The organism is Rhodococcus pyridinivorans, from assembly GCF_900105195.1.
In the GTDB taxonomy this organism is placed as follows: Bacteria; Actinomycetota; Actinomycetes; order Mycobacteriales; family Mycobacteriaceae; genus Rhodococcus; species Rhodococcus pyridinivorans.
Genome location: NZ_FNRX01000002.1, coordinates 1,554,742 through 1,571,003 on the forward strand (window position 1 = coordinate 1,554,742; position 16,262 = coordinate 1,571,003).

Annotated in this window: 16 protein-coding genes and 1 pseudogene; 6 read left to right on the top strand and 11 right to left on the bottom strand. The window is 68.9% G+C overall.

The annotated features are described in order from the left end of the window. Positions 1-54 precede the first annotated feature (54 nt). Positions 55-1,521 (top strand): M20/M25/M40 family metallo-hydrolase, encoded by a 1,467-nt coding sequence (locus BLV31_RS07675; protein ID WP_232333372.1) that lies wholly within the window; start codon positions 55-57, stop codon positions 1,519-1,521. Between the two features lie 12 nt (positions 1,522-1,533). Here the strand turns inward: BLV31_RS07675 and thiD are convergent, their stop codons facing one another. Then, positions 1,534-2,379 (bottom strand): bifunctional hydroxymethylpyrimidine kinase/phosphomethylpyrimidine kinase, encoded by an 846-nt coding sequence (thiD, locus tag BLV31_RS07680; protein WP_006553650.1) that lies wholly within the window; start codon positions 2,377-2,379, stop codon positions 1,534-1,536. A 158-nt stretch (positions 2,380-2,537) separates the two neighbouring features. Between thiD and BLV31_RS07685 the strand changes: the two genes are divergently transcribed. Further along, positions 2,538-2,936 (top strand): GNAT family N-acetyltransferase, encoded by a 399-nt coding sequence (locus BLV31_RS07685; protein ID WP_019291107.1) that lies wholly within the window; start codon positions 2,538-2,540, stop codon positions 2,934-2,936. Positions 2,937-2,972: 36 nt separating this feature from the next. Here BLV31_RS07685 and BLV31_RS07690 read toward each other — a convergent pair whose 3' ends face one another. Genes BLV31_RS07690 through BLV31_RS07700 form a run of 3 tightly spaced genes read right to left on the bottom strand, consistent with a single transcriptional unit; the run spans position 2,973 to position 5,379 of the window. Next, a complete protein-coding gene (locus BLV31_RS07690; RefSeq protein WP_039585481.1) occupies positions 2,973-3,776 on the bottom strand; it encodes an exodeoxyribonuclease III in 804 nt (267 codons plus the stop codon). An 18-nt stretch (positions 3,777-3,794) separates the two neighbouring features. Continuing rightward, positions 3,795-4,760: an N-acetylglutamate synthase, CG3035 family gene (locus tag BLV31_RS07695; RefSeq protein ID WP_064061566.1), complete on the bottom strand. Its 966-nt coding sequence runs from the start codon at positions 4,758-4,760 to the stop codon at positions 3,795-3,797. 22 nt (positions 4,761-4,782) lie between these two features. Further along, positions 4,783-5,379 (bottom strand): peptide deformylase, encoded by a 597-nt coding sequence (locus tag BLV31_RS07700; RefSeq protein ID WP_064061565.1) that lies wholly within the window; start codon positions 5,377-5,379, stop codon positions 4,783-4,785. Positions 5,380-5,511: 132 nt separating this feature from the next. Between BLV31_RS07700 and napA the strand changes: the two genes are divergently transcribed. From napA to BLV31_RS07720, 4 genes are all read left to right on the top strand, one after another. Continuing rightward, complete coding sequence (napA, locus tag BLV31_RS07705) at positions 5,512-5,862, top strand: nucleoid-associated protein NapA (RefSeq protein ID WP_006553645.1); 351 nt, start codon at positions 5,512-5,514, stop codon at positions 5,860-5,862. A gap of 77 nt (positions 5,863-5,939) precedes the next feature. Next, a complete protein-coding gene (locus tag BLV31_RS07710; protein WP_059384343.1) occupies positions 5,940-6,584 on the top strand; it encodes a LytR C-terminal domain-containing protein in 645 nt (214 codons plus the stop codon). A 91-nt stretch (positions 6,585-6,675) separates the two neighbouring features. Then, positions 6,676-7,317, top strand: coding sequence for a superoxide dismutase family protein (locus tag BLV31_RS07715; RefSeq protein WP_019291110.1), 642 nt, complete (start codon positions 6,676-6,678; stop codon positions 7,315-7,317). A gap of 99 nt (positions 7,318-7,416) precedes the next feature. Continuing rightward, positions 7,417-8,538, top strand: a complete 1,122-nt coding sequence (locus BLV31_RS07720) for a glutamate--cysteine ligase (RefSeq protein WP_024101811.1) — start codon at positions 7,417-7,419, stop codon at positions 8,536-8,538. A gap of 40 nt (positions 8,539-8,578) precedes the next feature. Here BLV31_RS07720 and mnhG read toward each other — a convergent pair whose 3' ends face one another. The 7 genes and pseudogenes from mnhG to BLV31_RS07755 form a co-directional block, all read right to left on the bottom strand. Then, a complete protein-coding gene (gene mnhG / locus BLV31_RS07725; RefSeq protein ID WP_006553641.1) occupies positions 8,579-8,908 on the bottom strand; it encodes a monovalent cation/H(+) antiporter subunit G in 330 nt (109 codons plus the stop codon). Then, positions 8,905-9,165, bottom strand: a complete 261-nt coding sequence (locus BLV31_RS07730; protein WP_006553640.1) for a monovalent cation/H+ antiporter complex subunit F — start codon at positions 9,163-9,165, stop codon at positions 8,905-8,907. The genes mnhG and BLV31_RS07730 overlap by 4 nt, the downstream gene beginning before the upstream one ends. After that, the gene (locus BLV31_RS07735; protein ID WP_033096175.1) at positions 9,162-9,710 is read right to left on the bottom strand and encodes a Na+/H+ antiporter subunit E; all 549 of its coding nucleotides are present in this window, start codon (positions 9,708-9,710) and stop codon (positions 9,162-9,164) included. The genes BLV31_RS07730 and BLV31_RS07735 overlap by 4 nt, the downstream gene beginning before the upstream one ends. Beyond that, the gene (locus BLV31_RS07740) at positions 9,710-11,299 is read right to left on the bottom strand and encodes a Na+/H+ antiporter subunit D (RefSeq protein WP_006553638.1); all 1,590 of its coding nucleotides are present in this window, start codon (positions 11,297-11,299) and stop codon (positions 9,710-9,712) included. The genes BLV31_RS07735 and BLV31_RS07740 overlap by 1 nt, the downstream gene beginning before the upstream one ends. A 191-nt stretch (positions 11,300-11,490) precedes the next feature. Beyond that, positions 11,491-12,033: pseudogene (locus BLV31_RS07745) on the bottom strand (Na(+)/H(+) antiporter subunit C); the annotation flags it as partial. After that, complete coding sequence (locus BLV31_RS07750; protein WP_033096172.1) at positions 12,030-14,867, bottom strand: Na+/H+ antiporter subunit A; 2,838 nt, start codon at positions 14,865-14,867, stop codon at positions 12,030-12,032. The gene BLV31_RS07750 and the pseudogene BLV31_RS07745, both read right to left, overlap by 4 nt. A gap of 201 nt (positions 14,868-15,068) precedes the next feature. Then, a complete protein-coding gene (locus BLV31_RS07755; RefSeq protein ID WP_064061562.1) occupies positions 15,069-16,262 on the bottom strand; it encodes a hypothetical protein in 1,194 nt (397 codons plus the stop codon).

The following is a 16,262-nucleotide window of genomic DNA, read 5'->3' on the forward strand; positions in this document are numbered from 1 at the left end:
ACTGCGCCGCACGGTTTCCCCGTGCGGCGCAGTGCTTTTGTGTACGCTCGGTCGATGGCGCGGGCGCAGACGAGATACGGCATGCGGGGAGCGGCCCTGATCGCCGCCGGTGTACTGCTGACGGCGGGATGCTCGGAGGCGGAGGCGCCGCCCGTCGACCCGACGGCGCTCGCCGACGCCGTGCAACTCGATGCCGTCATGACGCACCTGACGGAACTCGAACGGATCGCCGGCGAGAACGACGGAAACCGTTCGCTCGGGACCCCCGGCTACGACGCGAGCGTCGACTACGTCGCCGGAGCCCTGCGCGACGCCGGATTCGACGTGCAGACACCGGAGTTCGACACGACCCTGTTCGCCGTCGAGAACGAGCAGCTCACCGTCGACGGGGAGCCGATGGGCGTGAGCGCACTCGGCATGTCGCCGTCGACGGGACCGGAGGGGCTCACCGCGCGCGTCGTGCGCATCGCCCCCGACGACACCCCCGGCTGCGAGGCCACCGACTACGACGGCATCGACGCGACCGGCGCGGTGGTGATCGTCGATCGCGGCGTGTGCACCTTCGCCGTCAAGGAGCAGGTCGCCGCCGAACGGGGAGCGGCCGCGCTGCTCGTCGCCAACAACGAGGACGGCCCGCTCGCCGCCGCCGGTCTCGGGGCGGAATCGAACCCCCGCATCCCGGTCGGAGGCGTGGCCGGGGCCGACGCCGAGCGCCTGTTCGCCGCGACCACCGTGACGGTGACACTCCAGACCCGCACCGAGGACCGGAAGTCGCGCAACGTGATCGCGCAGACGCGCACCGGCTCGACCGACGACGTGGTCGTCGTCGGCGCGCACCTCGACAGCGTCCCCGAAGGACCGGGGATCAACGACAACGGAACCGGCGTCGCCGCCGTCCTCGAGACCGCGCTGCAACTCGGCAGCGAGCCGGGCGTGACCAACGCCGTGCGGTTCGCGTTCTGGGGCGCCGAGGAGGTCGGACTGGTCGGCTCCACGAGGTACGTCGAGTCGCTGTCCGACGAGGAACGACTCGACATCGCCCTGTACCTGAACTTCGACATGCTCGGCTCGCCCAACGCCGGATATCTGGTGTTCGACGGCGACGACTCCGACGCCGTCGGTGAAGGACCCGGACCGGAGGGCTCGGCGGGTATCGAACGGACCTTCGCGCAGTTCTTCGACGAACGCGGAATCGAGGTCGGCGGAACGGATTTCGACGGTCGTTCCGATTACGGTCCGTTCGTCGCCTTCGGCATCCCCGCGGGCGGGGTGTTCACCGGCGCCGACGACGTCAAGACCCCCGAACAGGCCGGCCTGTGGGGTGGCACCGCCGACCAGCCCTTCGACCCGAACTACCACACCCCCGAGGACACCCTGGCCGGCATCGACCGCGACGCGTTCGCCGCGGCGGCCGCCGCCGTCGCCTACGGCACGGCTGTCTACGCGAATTCGATCGACGGACCCGACGGGGTGCCCGCAGGTGACCAGCGGGCCGAGGTGCGCGCCGAGTTCACCGAGTGAAGACGGGCGCGATCAGCGCTCGTGCAGTCGCCACAACGGGTTGACCGGGCCGTGGCCGTGACCGAGGTCGTAGGACCACTCGAGGCACTTCGTGATCCATTCCTTCGCGAACTCGACTGCCTCGGGCACTGACCGGCCATGCGCGAGGGCGGACGCGATCGCGGCTGCGAGCGTGTCGCCGCCGCCGTGGTCGTTGCCGGTCTCGATGCGCGGCGTGCTGAACTCGAGGAAACGGTCGCCGTCGAACAGCAGGTCGGTGCTCTTCTCCGAGCTGCGCAGATGACCGCCCTTGACGATCACCCACTGGGCGCCGAGCGCATGGAGCGCTTCGGCGGCGCGCCGGGCCGACGCGTCGTCGACGACCTCGATGCTCGTGATCAGCCGTACCTCGTCGAGATTCGGGGTGACGACGGTGGCGAGGGGGATGAGCACCCCGCGGATCGCGTCGAGCGCGTCGGAGTGCAGCAGCGGGTCGCCGTGCATCGATGCGCAGACCGGGTCGACGACGAGCGGTACCTCCATGTCGCGGCCGATGCCCACCTCGGAGCACACCTGTGCGACGGCCTCGATGATCTGCGTGGAGGCGAGCATGCCCGTCTTCGCTGCGGACACCCCGATGTCCTCGACCACGCACCGCACCTGGTCGGCCACGGTCTCGGCGGGGATCTCGTGGAACCCGCGGACGCCGACGGAGTTCTGGACGGTGACGGCGGCCACCGCGACGCATGCGTGCACACCGCACATCGCCATCGTGCGGGAATCGGCCTGGATGCCGGCTCCGCCTCCGGAGTCGGTGCCGGCGATGGTGAGGGCTCGAACCGGGGTCTCGCCTCGAGGCGACAGGGGCAGAAGGTCCACGCGGACACCCTACCGAGGGTGTGTTCGAACACGGCCGGGAGGCGCTGAGGCGGGTGCACTTTGCGAAACACGACAGCGTTGCTGCCGGTGGTCGCCTCGTTGCTCTATAGTGGCATAGGTCACAGTTCGATCACGCAACACCCCTATTGGAGGCGCTCATGAACACGAGTTCGCCGGACCTCGCCGTGTCGGACAACGCCGACCAGAACCGGTTCGAACTGCGCCTCAACGGCGATCTCGTCGGCATCCTGGCGTACTACGACTTCGAACGCGTTCCGGCGCCGAACCCGCCGGTCGTCGACTTCATGCACACCGTGATCGTCGAGGATTTCGGTCATCGGGGTCTCGCGGCCGTCCTCGTCGGTGGTTCGCTCGATCTCGCTCGCAGCCGAGGCTGGCGGGTGCGGCCGGTGTGCACCTATGTGCAGCGATTCGTGTCGTCGCACGAAAACTACCGCGACGTCGTCGTGGCTCTCGAGCTGCCGCGCACGGACCCCCACCGCAAAGAGACCCGGCGCAAGCAGCCGCAGCGCAAGGTGCCTGCCCGCAAGGCCTGATGCCTGTGCGGGCGGTCCACCCGACGCGGGACCTGCTCAGAGGTCGAGGTCGACGACGACCGGTGCGTGGTCGCTCGCGCCCTTGCCCTTGCGTTCGTTGCGGTCGATCTCGGCGCCCGTCACCCGTGCCGCGAAGGCCGGTGATCCGAGGACGAAGTCGATCCGCATCCCCTGCTTCTTGGGGAAGCGCAGCTGGGTGTAGTCCCAGTAGGTGTAGACCCCGGGGCCGGGCGCGTACGGACGGACGACGTCGGTGTAGCCGACGTCGGCGAACGCGTGGAAGGCGTCGCGCTCGGGCTGCGAAGTGTGCGTCTTGCCCTCGAAGAAGGCCGGATCCCACACGTCGTCGTCGGTGGGGGCGACGTTCCAGTCGCCGACCAGCGCGATGGGCTGCCCGGGCGCTGCGGTGGCCCAGGCGTGCGCGTCGGCGCGCAGCTTGGCGAGCCAGTCGAGCTTGTAGGTGTAATGCGGGTCGTTGAGGTCGCGGCCGTTGGGGACGTACAGGCTCCACACGCGCACACCCGCGCACGTCGCCCCGATCGCCCGCGCCTCGAGCGCCGGATCGACCTCCGGGTCCTTGGAGAAACCGGGCTGGTCCTCGAAGCCGATCTGCACGTCGTCGAGGCCCACGCGCGACGCGATGGCCACACCGTTCCACTGGCTCAGTCCGACGTGCGCGACGCGGTAGCCGAGCTCCTCGAAGCGTTCGTGCGGGAACTGCTCGTCCTTGCACTTGGTTTCCTGCATCGCGAGCACATCCGTGTCGGTTCGCTGCAACCAGTCGAGGATGCGGTCGGTACGGGCACGGACGGAGTTCACATTCCAGGTAGCAAGGCGCACACGCCCACTGTAGGCGACCTATCCGACGGGTTCGGAGGCGTATCGGTAGCGGTGGTGGTCGACGAAGCCGAGTTCGCGATACAGGGCGCGCGCCGCGGTGTTCGACTCCTCGACCTGCAGATATGCGTGGGTCGTGCCGTGCTCGCGTGCCCAGCGCAGCACGGCACCGCACACGAGTGTGCCGAGTCCGCGACGCCGGTGTTCGGGAGCGACCTCGACGGTCGACAGACCCACCCAGCGGCGTCCGTCCGGCGCATCGGTGATCGCCGCGCGGCAGATCGCCAGGGGCGGCTGCCCGGGTGCACCGATGCGGCCGAACCCGAGGATCCCCGCGGCCACCGAGCCGAGCACGTCCTGCGCGAGCAGCGGGTCGGCGTCGGCGCGGTGGAGCGACATCCAGTCGGCGTCCGGCCGGTCGGTGATCGTGACCGGGGTGGGCTCCGGCGGCAAGGGGATGTTCGCGAGGTCGGCGCCCATCACGAGCACCGGCTCCGAGGTCGGCCACCCCTCGGGGATCCGGGCGAGTCGATCGGGCACCAGCAGCCGCAGCGGCAATCCGCGTGCCGCGAACCATTCACGGAGCCGGGCGCGCACCGCCGGATCGGCGGGGTCCGCCACGGTGCCGCGTTCACCCAGCGGCGTTGCCGAATTGGCGCGCCGGGTGAAACCGTGTCCGGCGCGCACGAGCCAGCCGTCCACCCAGGCCGATTCGAGACCGGGCCACCCCGCGGCGGCGGCGTGCTCGAGCGCGCGGATCTCCGAGACGCGGATCGGCCGCGCCGCGATCGGCTTGAGCGCGACGACCGAGGTGGGGGACACCTGGACGACACGACCGTCGGCGGTGCGCACCGCGACCACCGGTTCGACGGAGACGAGTTCACCGACGACATCGGTCATCGGGTGGCTGTAGCCGGCGGGCAGGCGGTACCGCAGCACCACCCGGGTACCGAGGGGTACGGACGGGGCCGGACGGTCGGTCGTCATCGACGGTTCGCCGGTCGCCTCGTCAGTCGTCCTCGTCGTGGCCGAACGGGTCCTCCACCGAACCCGGGAGCCAGGTCAGGCCCGGGACGCCCCATCCGGCGCGCTTGATGGTCTTCTTCGCGGCGCGGGCGTTGCGCCCGATCAGAACGTCGACGTACAGGAAGCCGTCGAGGTGCCCGACCTCGTGCTGCAGCATGCGAGCGAAGAATCCGTGGCCCTCGATGTCGATGGGCTCACCGTTCTCGTCGGTACCGGTGACCTTCGCCCAGTCGGCGCGACCGGTGGGGAAGTTCTCGCCCGGCACGGACAGGCAGCCCTCGAGATCGTCCTCGGGGTCGGGCATCGTCTCGGGGATTTCCGAGGTCTCGAGGATCGGGTTGACGACGACGCCACGCCGGCGCGCGACCTTGCCGGACTCGTCGCGGTCGGGGCAGTCGTAGACGAACAGTCGCTTGTCCACACCGACCTGGTTGGCGGCGAGGCCGACGCCGTTGGCCGCGTCCATCGTCTCGAACATGTCGGCGATCAGCTGAGCGAGTTCGGCGGGTGACTCGGTCACCGGCCGGGTCGGGTTGTGCAGGACGGGGTCGCCGACGATGACGATGGGAAGAATGGCCATGGTGACACAGGATAATGGGATCGACTCGCGGCGTTCTCGGACCGGTATGTGTCCCCACCCCGTGATTGAATGACCTCCGCCGAGACGCAAGGACTCTTCGTCACGGTGTGATCCAGTCAGTCGAGGAGGGAAATGGACGGCGCAGCAGCGCACGGCAACGACCGGTCCGATCTCGTGTCCCAGCAGGGCGACGGCGCATCCGCGCAGGAACCCACTGGCGACGAGGCGAACGGCCTGAGCCGTCGCGATCTCGACATCCTGGCGTTCGAACGGCAGTGGTGGAAGTACGCCGGTGCCAAGGAGGACGCCATCAAGGAACTCTTCGGTCTCTCCGCCACCCGCTACTACCAGGTGCTCAATGCTCTGGTGGATCGTCCCGAGGCGCTCGCCGCCGATCCGATGCTGGTCAAGCGGCTGCGGCGGTTGCGTGCGAGCCGTCAGAAGGCCCGCGCGGCCCGCCGGCTCGGTTTCGACACCCGTTAGACGGGCGGCCGTCGGGCCGGATAATGCGATATCGACACGCGCGGCCGGTCGGCAGCGCTGCGTGTGCTCGGGCAACTATGGTCGAGGTCGTGAGCAGAACCCCCGAGATCCCCAGCCGCGCGCCCGCACCCTCGGGACCGCCTCTGCGTGCGTTCGCGATGGTCCTGATCTCCTTGGGCATCCTGTTCGCCGGTCTCGGTTTCGCCTCGCTCGGTGATTCCGACGACGAACCCGCTCCCGCGGCGGCACCCACGACGACGACCGCTGCCGCGCCGGCCGCACCGTCCACGCGCTCGGCCGCGGTGCCCACCGCGCCCGCGCCCGCTGCCGCGAACGGTGGCACGTCCGCCGCCGGGGACGGTGCGACCACCACCACGGCCGTGTCTTCGGCTCCTTCCATGCCCGTGGGGAGCGGAACCGCGTTCGCGTCCGACACCTCGGCCTCCGCGACGGCACCGGTGCGCGTGTTCAACAACTCGGAGGTCGCGGGCCTCGCCGCGCAGACCGCGGCCTACCTCGAGGACGAGGGATACACCATCAGTGAAACGGGCAACTACAGCGAGGGCTTGCTCCCGCAGACCTCGGTGTTCTACGGGTCGTCTCCCGGAGAGCAGCAGACCGCGACAGCCGTCGCCGAGTCGCTCGGTGTCACCGCGCAACCGCGCTTCGAGGGCATCCGCGACGCCGCCCCCGGAGTGATCGTCATCGTCACTTCGCGTTAGCGCCGGAACCGTGTCGGTCCGCCACCGGGTGGTCGCCGGAGACGCCCGGTTATGATCGGGTGACTTTTCGGCACTTCGAAGGAGCGGTTTGATGGTCTCCAGTTCCACCCGTCGCATGTCCTGGCGTGCTCTGGCCCCGATCGTCGCGATCGCCGCGGTGGGCCTGACTGCGTGCTCGAACAGCGAGGAGGCGAGCACCGAGCCGGGGACGACTCCGCCGGTGTGGACGGGATCCGCCGCGCCCGCTTCCGAGGCCCACGGCGACGACCACGGCACCGAGGGTGGGAGCGAGTCGCACGCCGGTGGCTCCGCCTCCGCTGCTGCGCTCACCGCGGAGCTCACCACGGTCGACGGCGAGTCGGCCGGCACCGTGTCGTTCGCCGAGAACGGCGGCGACGTCGAGGTGACCATCGAGGTCGAGGGTCTCGAGCCCGGCTACCACGGTGTCCACATCCACGAGTTCGGCCGTTGCGAGCCCCAGTCCACCGCGCCGAACGGCGGCGAGCCCGGCGCCTTCCTGTCGGCCGGTGCCCACCTGCAGGCCGGTGGCAACACCTCCGTCCCGGAGAGCGGCGACCTGGTCTCGCTCGTCGTCCACGAGGACGGCACCGCCACCGCCACCGTCACCACCTCGGCCTTCGGCCTCGAGGACCTCGAAGGTGAGGACGGCGCCTCTGTGGTCGTGCACCAGGACAACCTCGGCGCCCGCCTCGCCTGCGGCGTCATCGGGTGAGCAGGGTTCGAATCCCCTGAAGCTCGGTACCCGGGTAATTCCTGACACAGGGCCCCGCGACGGACATCCGTCGGCGGGGCCCTGTGGTTGGATCGAGACGTGGCAGTCGCGTTTCCGGGATCACCTCGTCCCACGATCGGCGTGGAATGGGAGATCGCTCTGGTGGACAAGACCACCCGCGATCTCTCGAACAGCGCGGCGGTCGTCTTCGACAGGGTGGAGGAGATCGCCGGGGAGACCCCGCGGCTGACCAAAGAGTTCCTGCGCAACACCGTCGAACTCGTCACCGGTGTACACGACACCGTCGCCGAGGCCGTCGACGATCTGTCCGAGTCGCTGTCGTTGCTGCGCCGCGCCGCCGATCCGCTCGGAGTGGACCTGATGTGTGCCGGCACCCATCCGTTCGCGCAGTGGACCGGCCAGACCGTCACACCCTCCCCGGACTACGAGGAGATGATCAACCGCACCCGCTGGTGGGGACGGCAGATGCTCATCTGGGGAGTGCACGTCCACGTGGGAGTCTCCTCCGCGGAGAAGATCATCCCGATCCTCAACGCCATGCTCGTGAAATATCCCCACATGCTCGCGTTGTCGGCCTCGTCGCCGATCTGGGCGGGCTACGACACCGGCTACGCGAGCAACCGTGCGCTGATGTTCCAGCAGCTGCCGACTGCCGGCCTGCCCTATCACTTCGCCGACTGGCCGCAGTACGCGAAATTCATCGCCGACCAGCTCGAGTCCGGTGTCATCAGCCATCCCGGAGGCATGCACTGGGACATCAGGCCCGCGCCGAAATGGGGCACCCTCGAGGTCCGGGTCTTCGACGGCATCACCAACCGCGCCGAACTGGCCGCCCTCGTCGCGTTCGTGCATTCACTCGTCGTCTACTTCGACGAACGTCTCGAGCGCGGTGAGGAACTTCCTGTGCTGCAACCGTGGCACGTCAAGGAGAACAAGTGGCGTGCGGCGCGGTACGGACTCGATGCCGAGGTCATCCTCGACCCGGTGTGTACCGAACGGCTCGTCACCGACGACCTGAACGATCTGCTCGAGCAGATCATGCCCACCGCGGTACGGCTCGGATGCGCCGACGAACTCGCGCGAGTTGCGGACATCCCGGTGCGGGGAGCGTCCTATCAGCGTCAGCGCCGGCTCGCGGAACGGACGGACGGCGATCTCGTCGCGGTGGTGGACTCGCTCGTGCAGGAACTGAAGGAGTGATCGTCCGAGGACGTCCCGGCCGTCAGCTCCTCGTCACCTGTCACGCACCGCCGGGAGCGTCCTCGTCGAGCAGGCCGTCGCGACCGAGCTGCTCCCGGTAGGCGACGCGACCGACGCGGTGCGCGATCACCGGTGCCGTGAGGACCATGAACATGCCCGCCAGCGCCATCATCCAGATGTCGACGGAACTGCGCAGGATGATCATCGCGCCACCCAGCACGAACAACAGACCCACCACCTGCGGCTTGGTGGCCGGATGCATGCGCGACAGGGTGTCGCGGAAACGCACCACGCCGATCGCAGCGGTCAACGAGATGACCGCCCCGATGAGGATCAGGAGGTGGGCGAAGGTGTCGATGATCGTCGTCATCCTTCGTCACGCACCCGGAATCGAGCCACGGACACCGACCCGATGAAGCCGACCAGGGCGAGGGCCACGGTGGCGGGCAGCACCGACGTGTCGCGTGTGTACACCGCCCAGATCGCGATGCCGCAGATGCCGAGCGCGAGCAGGGCGTCGACGCCGACGAGCCGGTCGAGGGAGTTGGGGCCCGCGATCACGCGGTAGGTGATCAGGATTGCGGAGACGAACAGCAGTGCCCCCGCGATCGCCAGTGTCACGGTCACGTCAGTTCCTCCGTTCCGCTGCGCCAGGGGCTGGCCTGCCATTCCGACTCGCGTTCGAACGTCCGGATGAGAAGACGCTCGATGAGGCGGGCGGAACGGTAGAAGTCGGCCACGGCCTTGTCGGTACCCACGTCGAGGACGTGCACGTACATGATCCGCCGCACCTGGTCGATCTCGAGCACCATGGTGCCCGGGATGTTGTTCATGATGTCCGTCCACAGTGTCAGCACCAGGTCGGACTTGATGGTGAGCCGGCAGCGCAGCACGCCGGTGACCGGCGGCGGGGACGGCCGGATCGCGAGCCATGCCACGTTGATCGTCGAGCGGATGGTCTCGCCGAAGATCACCACGCCGAGCCGCATCGCGGACCAGACGTGCACGCGACCCTCGACGGGTACACGCGGCAGCGGCAGCACGAACATGACGACGAGCGAGACGACCACACCCCCGAGGATGTTGGCGATGCTGAAGGTGCCCCACAGCAGGACCCAGACCAGCGTCGTCCATCCCACGACGAACATGCGCAGGACGTTGGCGCGTTTCATCATTCCTGCTCACCCCCCAGCACGGCCTCGATGTACACCGTGCGGTCGCGCAGGTTCTCCGCGGCACGGTTGCTGATGTCGAGCAGGGGACCGGCGAAGACCGTCAACGACACACCGATCGCGACGAGCCAGACCGTGGGGACGAGCATCGCGGCCGGCATCCGGCCGACGTCCGGGCGTTCCTCGAAGGAGATGTCGGTGGCGGATTCGTCGATCAGCGCCGAGGGGCCGATGTCCGCGAGATCGCCCTCGGGAGCGTCGGCGCGTGCCCGCCAGAACGCCTTCGTCCAGATACGCGCGACGACGTACAGCGTCAGGAGGCTGGTCACGACACCACCGCCGACGAGGACCCAGGCCAGGACCGAACCGTCCTCCGCGCCGGCCTGCAGCAGGGCGACCTTGCCGATGAACCCGGAGAACGGCGGGATACCGCCCAGGTTGAGCGCCGGGATGAGGAACAGGACCGCCAGCAGCGGAGACATGAGCGCGAGGCTGCCGAGGCGTCGCAGCGACGCCGACCCGGCCTGGCGTTCGATGAGACCCACCACGAGGAACAGGGTGGTCTGCACGAGGATGTGGTGGCCGACGTAGTAGACGGCGCCCGCGAGACCGGTCTGCGACGACAGAGCGACACCGAAAATCATGTAGCCGATATGGCTGACGAGCGTGAACGACAGCAGACGCTTGATGTCGTTCTGCGCGATCGCGCCGAGGATGCCGACGATCATCGTGAGCAGACCCGCGACGAGCAGGACGTCGTCGAGTTCGCCGCCCGGGAACAGCAGGGTGTGCGCCCGGATGATCGCGTACACACCGACCTTGGTCAGCAGGCCGGCGAAGACGGCCGTGACCGGTGCGGGCGCGGTGGGGTAGGAGTCGGGCAGCCACGACGACAGCGGGAAGACCGCGGCCTTGATACCGAAAGCCACGAGCAATACACCGAAGATCGCGGCCCGGGTGCCCGGTGAGATCTCGTCCATCCGCAGTGCCATCTGGGCGAGGTTCAAAGTGCCCGTGGCTGCGTAGGCGAAGGCGATGCCCACGAGGAAGACCAGCGAGGACACCATCGAGACCATGACGTACGAGACGCCCGCGCGGACGCGGTCGGCGCTCGCACCCAGGGTCAGCAGGACGAACGAGGCGGCGAGGAGCACCTCGAAGCCGACGAAGAGGTTGAACAGGTCGCCCGCGAGGAAGGCGATGTTGACACCCGCGGTGAGCGCGAGATAGGTCGGCAGGAAGATCGAGACGGGCTGCTGCTCGTTGCCGTCGTGGATACCCTGGCCGACTGCGTACAGCATCACCGACAGCAGCACGATCGCCGAGACGACCAGCATCAACGCCGACAATCGGTCGACGACCAGCGAGATGCCGATCGGCGCCTCCCACCCACCGATCTGCAGTACCGCGATGCCGTCGGCGTCGGCGTAGTACAGCAGCGCCACGCACACGACGAGCGAGGCGACCAGCGCGAAGACGGTGATCCACCGTTGGACGCGCGGACGGCGGCCGACGATCAGGGTTGCGGCTGCGGCGAGCAAGGGGATGAGGACGGGGAGGGGAACGAGGTTCGCGACGCTCGGGTTCATCGGCGATCCTCCTTCCCGTTCTTCTCGTCGTCTCCGGTCCGCTCGTCCTCGGCAGGGTCGGGGGCCTCGGGGTCGGGATCGTCCGCGCGGACGTCCTCGTCGGCGTCCTCGGCATCCTCGATAGAGCCGGCCCCGCCCGAATCTTCGGCAGAGCCGGACTCGTCCGTCCCCCCCTGGTTCTGCGTGTAGGCCGAGTCGGTGGGGTCGTCGAAGTCGCCGTCGTGCAGATCCTCGTAGGCCTCGATGTCCTCGATGTTCTTGAGCTGATCGAGCGGGATCGGGTTGCCCGCGGCGTCGAAGGCGTCGCCGCTCTTGCTCGGGATACCGGTGAGCGGGTCGTCGGAGCGGTCTCGCGACGGTAGATCGGCGAGACTGCGCCGCTGCGACACGAGGGTGTCCTCGGGGTCGTTCTCGATCTCGTCCCGTGCGCGGTAGGTGTAGGAGCGGTAGGTCAGTGCCAGCACGAACGCCGCCACACCCATCGTGATGACGATCGCGGTGAGGATCATCGCCTGCGCGAGGGGATCGGCCATGTCCGGCTCGACGTCGCTCTCCACACCGACGATGGGTGCATGACCTGCGGGGCCGCCGAGGGTGAGCAGCAGCAGGTTGATTCCGTTGCCGGCCAGCAGCAGGCCCAGCAGCATCTTGATGATGCTGCGTTCGAGCAGCAGGTACACACCGGCCGCGACGAGCACACCGACGACGGCGAGGAGCGTGATGTTCGCGGTCATCGGCGCTCACCCACGGTCTCGGCGTCGAGGCGAGCACCTAGGCTGCGCAGCACGTCCAGGACCAGTCCGACGACGATGAGGTACACACCGAGGTCGAAGAACAGTGCGGTCACGAGCTTGATGTCGCCGAGCAGAGGCAGCGTGAGCTCGAGGGTCGCCGACGACAGCGCCGGGGCGCCGAGAAACATCGACACCAGTGCGGTGCCCGCGGCGAAGGTGAGTCCGATGCCGAGGATCTTGCCGGCGTCGATGGGAACCGCCTCTCCGAGCTCGTAGCGTCCGCCGGCCAGGTACCTCAACACCAGCGCGAGACCGGCGACGAGACCGCCCGCGAAACCGCCACCGGGCGCGTTGTGCCCGGAGAAGAAGAAGTACACCGACAGGATCATCATGGTGGGGAAGACCAGTCGCGTGGTGACCTCGAGGACCAGCGATCGGTAGCGCGGATCGATGAGATCGCCGCCGAGCAGCCAGGTCGTCTCGTTGCTGGCGGAGACCGCGTCGAGCTGCGCCGCGGGTGCGTCCGCCACACGCGGGGCGGTGCCGAAGCGGCGGGTGCGGAAGACCAGGCTGGCCACGCCGGTCGCGGCGACCAGCAGCACCGAGATCTCGCCCAGCGTGTCCCAGGCGCGGATGTCGACGAGCAGGACGTTGACGATGTTCTTGCCGTCACCGCCGTAGTAGGCGGCGTCGGGCAGCAGCAGCGAGATCGGATCGGTAGTGCGTGCCGCGACGGCGTAGGCGCCGATCCCGGCGACCACCGCGCCCACGGCGATGCCGAGCATCGCGCGGGCGAACTTGCTGCCCATCACCGCGGCCGGGTCGGTCTCGGCGGGCAGCTTGCGCAGGACCAGCACGAACATCACGAGGGTGACGGTCTCGACGAGGAACTGGGTGAGCGCGAGGTCGGGAGCTCCCTGGAGGGCGAACAGCACCCCGAGCCCGTAGCCGGTCACGCCCACGACCAACACTGCGCCGAGACGGTTGCGCAGGGCCGTCGCGGTGATCGCGGCGGCCATCATGATCAACCCCACCCCGAGCTGCCAGATCGAGTCCCACGCGCGCGTCGACGGCATCGTGCTCAGCCCGAAGAAGAACATCAGCACCGTCGGGAGCGCCACCAGGGTGATGAGGATGGTCGCCTGGGTCAGGGGGAGCGAACCGCGCTGCAGGAAGGCGGTCAGGCGCAGGGACAGGGTGTCCATGCCCTGGAGGGTCGCGTCGTACATCCGGTCGGCATTTCCGAGCGGCGGGTGCTCGAAGCGCAGACGCGCGATGGTGCGGTGCGCGAGGAACAGGACCGTGCCGCCCACGATCACCACGCCGGTCAGACCCAGCGGCAAGGAGAATCCGTGCCACAACGCCAGGTGGTAGGGCTTGTCGAGTTCGGTGGGCAGCTCGTCGGCGTAGGGGGTGATCAGATGGTCGATCCACGAGCTCGCGAAGCCCGCAGCGAGACCGGCGAACGCGAGGACGCTCGGGGCGGTGAGCAGCAGCGGGCCGGGCGCGTGCAGGTTCTGCACCGCGGGGCTCGGACGTTTGAGCTGCTTACGACCGAAGGCGCCCCAGATGAACCGGATGCTGTAGGCGAGGGTGAGGATCGAGCCCACCACGATGCCCGCAGTCATGGCGATCCGCGCCCATTCGGGGAGCACCTCGGCCACCAGCGACGACTCGAGCGCGGCTTCCTTCGCGACGAAACCGATGAACGGCGGCAGACCGGCCATGCTCGCCGCCGCAAGTATCGCGATCACCATCAGGTAGGGGGCGGCAGAGCCGAGATGCGCGAGTTTGCGGATGTCGCGGGTGCCGGTGGAGTGGTCGATGATGCCGACCACCATGAACAGGCATGCCTTGAACAGGGCGTGGGCGATCACCATCGCCAGGCCCGCCAGGGCCGCTTCCCGGCTGCCCGTACCCACCAGCGCAGTGAGAAAGCCGAGCTGGCTGACGGTGCCGAAGGCCAGGATGAGCTTGAGGTCGAAGGCGCGGAACGCTCGCCAGCCGGCGAGGATCATCGACGCGAGACCGAGACCGATGACGATCGGCCGCCACGCGGCGCTGTCCGCGAAGCCGGGTGCGAGCCGGGCCACGAGGTAGATGCCGGCTTTGACCATCGCCGCGGCGTGAAGATATCCGGACACCGGGGTGGGGGCGGCCATCGCGCCGGGCAGCCAGAAGTGCAGCGGGACCACGGCGGACTTCGACAGTGCGCCGACGAGCACGAGCACCACGGCGACGCCGGCGAGCCATCCGTGAGGTGCCGCCGCGACGACGTCGGACAGGTTGTAGCTGCCGACCATCTCGCCGAGGATGATGATGCCGACCAGCATCGCCAGACCACCGGCCGTGGTGACGAGCAGGGCCTGGGTGGCGGCACGGCGACTCGAAGCGCGTTCGGCGTAATGCCCGACGAGCAGGAACGACAGGACGGTCGTCAGTTCCCAGAAGGTGTAGAGCAGCAACATGTTGTCGCTGACCACCAGACCGAACATGGCGCCGGCGAAGGCGACCATCTCGGCGGCGAACAAGCCCAGGCGGGGCTCGTCGTCCTCGAAATAGCGCGAGCAGTAGAGCAGGATCAACGAGCCGATGCCCAAAACGAGCACGCACATGATCGCCGCGAGCGTGTCGAAGCGCAGATCGAAATTCATCGACAGCGTCGAGGCCCACGCGATCTGCAGTTTCTGATCGGTTCCCCAGTTGGTGACGACCCAGCCGAGACTCGCGAGGGGCACCACCGCGAGCGGCAGGAATGCATTTCTCCCCATGACTCGGACCAGAAGCGGCGCCAGAAGGGCAGCGACCGCATGGGCAACGAGTATGGCGATCAAAAGGCACTCCGTCGGGGTCGGGCCTGTCGGCGGGGTGAAACTGACTGCGGGCTGTGGGACTCGCTGTCGTCACAGCGGACGGCACACCGCCGAAACGGGGATCGCCCCGACATGCACGCCGCTCGCCGTCATCGGGCAAAACGGATTGTGCACATCCTAACGGTTGTCTTCGCACGCTTGCGAATCGGGGAGGTGAGAGCGCTAGCGCACCTGCCACGCACAGATCACGGCCGCGGTAAACAGTGCGAGCGCCGACCACTGCGCATCCGCCGGAAGCATCCACACCGCCCCGACGACGGCCGTCGCCGGCACCGGCAGCGCCAGGCCGAGAGCCGCGACGGACGCCGAGCCCGGCAACGATGCCCCGAGTGCGAGACCGGTGCCCAGCGCGACGAGCGCCACCCGCACCGCAAGAGGGATTCCCTCGCCGATCTCCGCCGGCCACCACACCGTCGCCGCCGAGATCGACGCGGCGAGAATCAGCCCGGGAAGCGCGTACGGCATGGAGGGGGAGAGCCGCACCCCGGCGACCACGGCGGCCACCGCGACGAGCAGCACCCACCACGGCACGGTCGCCGACTGCATACCCGACCACAACTCGACGAGGACGGGGTACGCCGCGGCCACGGCCCCGGTGACCGCGAGGACGAACCGGTCGTCTCCGGGCGGGACGAGGCGCGCGACGATCTCGGCACCGACGACCGCCACCGCGAGCGCCCCACCGGCGACCAGCCACAGGAGCACACCCGTGTCGCTCGCGCGGGAACCCACGAATTCACCCAGCAGTCGGTAGCCCACCGAGAGCACCACCGCGGCGGTCACCATGATCGCGAGCAACCGCGGATCGGCCCGCTGCACGCGCATCCCGGCAGGCATCGTCAGCGCGGCGGCGACCGTTGCCACGAGTGCGAAGGCCAGCGCCCACTGGGGAACCGTCCAGCGCATGGCCTCCACGGGGACCTCGGAACCGACGGCCGCGGCGGTGAGGAAGGCCGCCCACCCACCGGCGATCAGGGCCCACTGACCGGTCGCCGAACCCCACGAGCCCGCGGTCGCCGCCCCGAGCAGCACACCGGTGATCGCGGCGATCACCCATCCGACGACCGTCAGGCTGTCGGCCGAGATGCCGGCGGGAACGAGATAGCGGATCGACCCGAGGACCACGATCGAGGCGGCGGCCAGCATCCAGGCGGTACGTCGGGAGCCGGTCCGCTGCAGCCCGGCCGCCGAGAGAACGGCGAGCGCGGCGGTGACCACGGGTGCCCATTCGCTGCGCGCACCCTCAGGGAGGACCGATTCGCCCGCGGCCGGGACGAGGATCGCGACCCCGGCGGCGAGGAAGGCCGCGAGGACGGCTGCCGGTCCGGCGACGCGGACCGCGGTGGTCACGGCCAT